Annotated in this window: 2 protein-coding genes; both read left to right on the top strand. The window is 68.8% G+C overall.

From position 1 onward, the window contains the following. The coding region (locus ACLD7X_RS19175) for a hypothetical protein (RefSeq protein WP_425625531.1) at positions 1-210 on the top strand (210 nt) is incomplete at its 5' end. Beyond that, the coding region (locus ACLD7X_RS19170) for a hypothetical protein (protein ID WP_411425266.1) at positions 207-426 on the top strand (220 nt) is incomplete at its 3' end. The genes ACLD7X_RS19175 and ACLD7X_RS19170, both read left to right, overlap by 4 nt.

Below are 426 nucleotides of genomic sequence, written 5' to 3'. Positions count from 1 at the left end.
GCGCTGATCGAGCGCGTCACCTGGTGGGCCGATCTCTTCGAGGTGCCCTGCGTCGCCTATGCCACCGCGCTCGAGGAAATTGCGCCGCTGGTCGACGCGGGTGCCGACTTTATCGCCGTGGGCGATGCGGTGTTCTCGGACCCACGCGGCGTGGCAGCCGCGGTCGCGGAGGCCTCCGCGCGCCTCTCAGTCGCGGAGGTCGCGACGTGAAGGCGCCGATCCACATCGTACTCGCAATGTCGTTGTCGCTCATGGCTGTCCCCGCTTATGCGGCGGCAAAGAAGGCCAACCCGTCGCCGCCCCTGCCCGAGCCGGCTCCGAATGCCGCCCCGCAGGATCCGGGCGACGTGGCATATGCCCAGTTTCAGCGCGGCTATTACCTGTCCGCTATGGCGGAGGCGCAGAAGCGGGTCGAAGCCAACGGCG

The sequence above is a fragment of the Aphanothece microscopica RSMan92 genome (assembly GCF_046613545.2).
GTDB lineage: Bacteria > Cyanobacteriota > Cyanobacteriia > PCC-6307 > Cyanobiaceae > NIES-981.
The sequence above is the reverse complement of the archived record's forward strand: the minus strand, read 5'-3'. Positions and strand labels throughout refer to the sequence as shown.